The organism is Halorubrum sp. AJ67, assembly GCF_000513435.1.
This window is the reverse complement of sequence record NZ_CBVY010000006.1, coordinates 101,050-104,648: the sequence shown is the minus strand read 5'-3', so window position 1 is coordinate 104,648 and position 3,599 is coordinate 101,050. Positions and strand designations below refer to the sequence as shown.

Annotated in this window: 3 protein-coding genes and 2 pseudogenes (1 of these 5 running past the window's edge); all 5 read right to left on the bottom strand. The window is 67.6% G+C overall.

Annotated elements, in window-relative coordinates:
- Positions 1-359 (bottom strand): annotated as a pseudogene (locus BN903_RS07615) (dihydrolipoamide acetyltransferase family protein); it reaches 846 nt to the left of the window's first position.
- 45 nt (positions 360-404) lie between these two features.
- A complete protein-coding gene (locus tag BN903_RS07610; protein ID WP_048077169.1) occupies positions 405-1,391 on the bottom strand; it encodes an alpha-ketoacid dehydrogenase subunit beta in 987 nt (328 codons plus the stop codon).
- The gene (gene pdhA, locus BN903_RS07605) at positions 1,392-2,495 is read right to left on the bottom strand and encodes a pyruvate dehydrogenase (acetyl-transferring) E1 component subunit alpha (protein ID WP_048077206.1); all 1,104 of its coding nucleotides are present in this window, start codon (positions 2,493-2,495) and stop codon (positions 1,392-1,394) included.
- A gap of 383 nt (positions 2,496-2,878) precedes the next feature.
- Entirely contained in the window at positions 2,879-3,283 is a 405-nt protein-coding gene (locus BN903_RS07600; RefSeq protein ID WP_048077168.1) for a hypothetical protein, read from the bottom strand.
- A gap of 144 nt (positions 3,284-3,427) precedes the next feature.
- A pseudogene (locus BN903_RS18035) lies at positions 3,428-3,599 on the bottom strand (DNA-binding protein); the annotation flags it as partial.

Genomic DNA, 3,599 nt, shown 5'->3' with positions numbered 1-3,599 from the left:
TCGGACTCGTCTCCGGCGCTCGGTTCCGGTTCCGCCTCCTCGCCCGCGGAGGAGTCCGATTCACCGCCGCCCGCCTCCGCGTCGCCCGCCGCCGCGTCGACGGCTTCGCCGCCCTCCTCGTCGACGCGGAACGAGATGATCACGTCGCCGACCGGGACCATCTCGCCCTCCTCGACGAACAGCTCCTCGACGACGCCGTCGTAGCTCGACGGGACCTCGACGAGCGCCTTGTCGGTCTCGACCTCGGCGACGGGCTGGTCCTCCTCGACGCGGTCGCCGGGCGCGACCAGCCACGAGACCAGTTCGCCCTCCGCGACGCCCTCGCCGACGTCGGGTAGCTTGAACTCCTTGATCGTCATCTGTCGACCTCCTCGACGGTCATGGATGTATCTCCGGCGGTCATGTTAAAATTCGACCGCCTCCAGGATTCCCTCCTCGATGCGCGCCGCGGACGGGAGGTAGTAGTCCTCTAACGCGTACAGCGGGTACGGCACGTCGAACCCGGCGACGCGGCCGATCGGTGCCTCCTGATGTAACAGCGCCTCCTCCTGAAGGATCGCCGTTATCTCGCCGCCGAGGCCGCCAGTCTTGGGGGCCTCGTGGACGACGACCGCGCGGCCGGTCTTCTCGAACGCCTCGACGATCGCCTCGCGGTCGAGCGGCGAGATCGTCCGGAGGTCGACGACCTCGCACTCGATCCCCTCCTCGCCGAGCGTCTCGGCGGCCTCCAGCGTGGGGCGGGTCATCGCGCCGTAGGTGAACACGGCGACGTCGTCGCCCTCGCGGCGCGTCTTCGCCTCGCCGATCGGCACCGTGTACGGCTCGTCCGGCACCTCCTCGCGGAACGCCCGGTAGATCAGCTTCGGTTCGAGGAAGATCACCGGGTCGGGGTCGCGGATCGACGCCGCGAGCAGCCCCTTCGCCTCGTAGGGCGTCGAGGGGACGACGACCTTCAGCCCGGCCTCGTGGGCGTAGAACGCCTCCTTCGACTCGGAGTGGTGTTCCGGCGCGCGGATGCCGCCGCCGTAGGGGGCGCGCAAGGTCATCGGGAGCGTGAACCGCCCCCGGCTTCGGGTGCGGAACCGCGCCATGTGCGAGACGATCTGGTCGAATCCGGGGTACATGAACCCCGAGAACTGGATCTCGGGGACCGGTCGCATCCCCATCGCGGCCATGCCGACCGCGGTGCCGACGATTCCCGACTCGGCGAGCGGGGTGTCGATCACGCGGTCGCCGCCGAACTCGTCGAACAGCCCCTCCGTCGCGCGGAAGACGCCGCCGTTCTTCCCGACGTCTTGGCCCATCACGACGACGTCGTCGTCCTCGCGCAGTTCGGTGTGTAGTCCGTCCCGTACCGCCTGTACCAGGGTGAGATTCTGTGTGTCGGTCATTCAGTCCTCCAGGAACGCCGCGTCGCCGCGGTCGTCGCGGAGCGCGGCGAGCGACTCGTACTGCCGCTCCAGTTCGGGCGGAAGCTCCGCGTATGCGTGTTCGAACAGCTCTCGCAGGTCGGGCCGCGCCATCGACTCCGCCTCGTCGATGGCGTCCGCGACCTGCGCCTCGACCGACGACTCGATCTCCGCGACGCGCTCGTCGTCGAGGACCCCCTCGTCGCGGAGGTACGACTCCAGCCGGTCGATCGGGTCCTTCCGCTTCCAGCGCTCGACCTCGTCGTCGTCGCGGTACACCGTCGGGTCGTCGGCGGTCGTGTGCGCGCCGAAGCGGTACTGGACCGCCTCGATGAGCGTCGGTCGCGGTCGGTCGGTGTCGGGGTCGCGCGCCTTCTCCAAGGCGGCCGCCGTGACGCTGTACACCGCGAGCGGGTCCATCCCGTCGACCTGAACGCCGTCGATGCCGTACGCCTCCGCCTTCTGTGCCAGCGTCGCGCTCCGGGTCTGTCGCTCGCGGGGGACGGAGATCGCCCACTGGTTGTTGTTACAGAAGAAGACGGTGGGCGTGTCGAACACGCCCGCGAAGTTGACCCCCTCGTGGAAGTCGCCCTCGCTCGTCGCACCGTCGCCGAAGTAGCAGACGAACGCGTCGTTCTCGCCGCGGAGCTTCGAGGCCCACGCAGCGCCCGTGGCGTGGGGCACCTGCGACGCGATGGGGACGGCGACGGGGAAGACGTTGACGTCCGGCGGCGCGTTGTTGCCGTCCTCGTGGCCCATCCAGTAGAGCAGGGTCTGTTTCAGCGGGAGCCCGTGGACCAGCGCAGCGCCGTGTTCGCGGTACGACGGGACCATCCAGTCGTCGTCGTCGAGCGCGTACGCCGAGCCGATCTGAGCACCCTCCTGCCCGGAGAGCGGGGGGTACGTCCCCATCCGGCCCTGTCGCTGGAGGCTCACCGCGCGGCCGTCGAAGTGACGCGCCAACCGCATGTGCCTGTACATCTCGACGAGCGAGTCGTCGTCGAGGTCGGGAACGTCGCCGACGACCTCCCCGTCCTCGTCGAGGACGCGAACCGTATCGTCGTACGCCCTGTCGAACACGGTCACGGTCGAACCCACCTTCGCATATCCGATACGTCCACCGCCCGGGTAATATCGTTTTCGTAAATAATTTAGTATAATTAGAAATAGCGGCCTCGGGATGAGAAACCGTCCATCAGACGGGGAGAGAACCGGACGTTTCTGAACAAACTACGAGCGATTTGGCAATATTTTCGCCAACATGTGCGTTTCGCGGGTCAGTAACGGACGAACAGGAAGGTTTTCGCGACCGGTCGCCGGCGAAAGGGAAGGCCGCGAGTCGCGGCACCGTGGCTCGACGGTTTGAACGCGGAACGAGAGTACGCACGAGAGAGGCGTACGCACGGGAGGGGTGCGTCACGGCCGACAAGAGGCGGTAGCCGATAGGAGTCGTCGGGCGACAGGGGGCGTTAGCCGAGTCGGAAGGAGGGTTCGTCCGGCTCGCCGTCGAGGTCCTCCAAGTGGATCACCTCGTCGTCGCCCTCCTCCAGCTGCTCGCGGAGGTAGTTGACGTACCGCTTGTGCTCATCGAGCTGCTCGCGGAGGTGTTCGGCCTCCAACTCCAGCCGTTCGTGTTCGCGGACGAAGCTCTTCGGGACCTCGATCTTCGGGGGGAACGACTCGCCGTCGTCGCCCATGCCCTCCAGTTCGGACTCCGGGACGACTCGGACCTGACCGTCGTGGGCAACGAGCGCGTCCACGTAGTCCCGGAAGACCGCCGACAGCGAGATGTCCCGCTCCTCCGCGATGTCGCGGAGGGCCTCGAACGCGCCCTCGTTGACGCGGAACGAGATCGTCTTGTTCTTGTTGCCCATTACCGGGAATTTGGTCTCGCGTCTCACTTAAGCGTTTGTCAGACGATCGCACGAACAAAAATCGCGTTCGACGGTCGGTCGCGGCGACTACCGCGGATCTCCGCGGCGGGCCGACCGCCTCAGGGCTCCGACGTACCGACTATCTCAGGGCTCCGGCGTGCCGGCCGGGTCCGTCTCGTCCGGGGCGGCGTCGTCGGGCGCGGTATCGTCGGCGGCGGACTCGTCGCCCGCGAGCTCGTCGCCGCTCTCGTCGAGGTCGTTCGAGCGCCGACAGCGCGGCGGCCTTCGTACGTCTCGGGTAGTCGAGGTCGTACCG

Coding starts and splice junctions, on each gene's coding strand:
- BN903_RS07610 (WP_048077169.1), bottom strand. CDS start 1,391: ATGACCGACACACAGAATCTCACCCTGGTACAGGCGGTACGGGACGGA.
- BN903_RS07600 (WP_048077168.1), bottom strand. CDS start 3,283: ATGGGCAACAAGAACAAGACGATCTCGTTCCGCGTCAACGAGGGCGCG.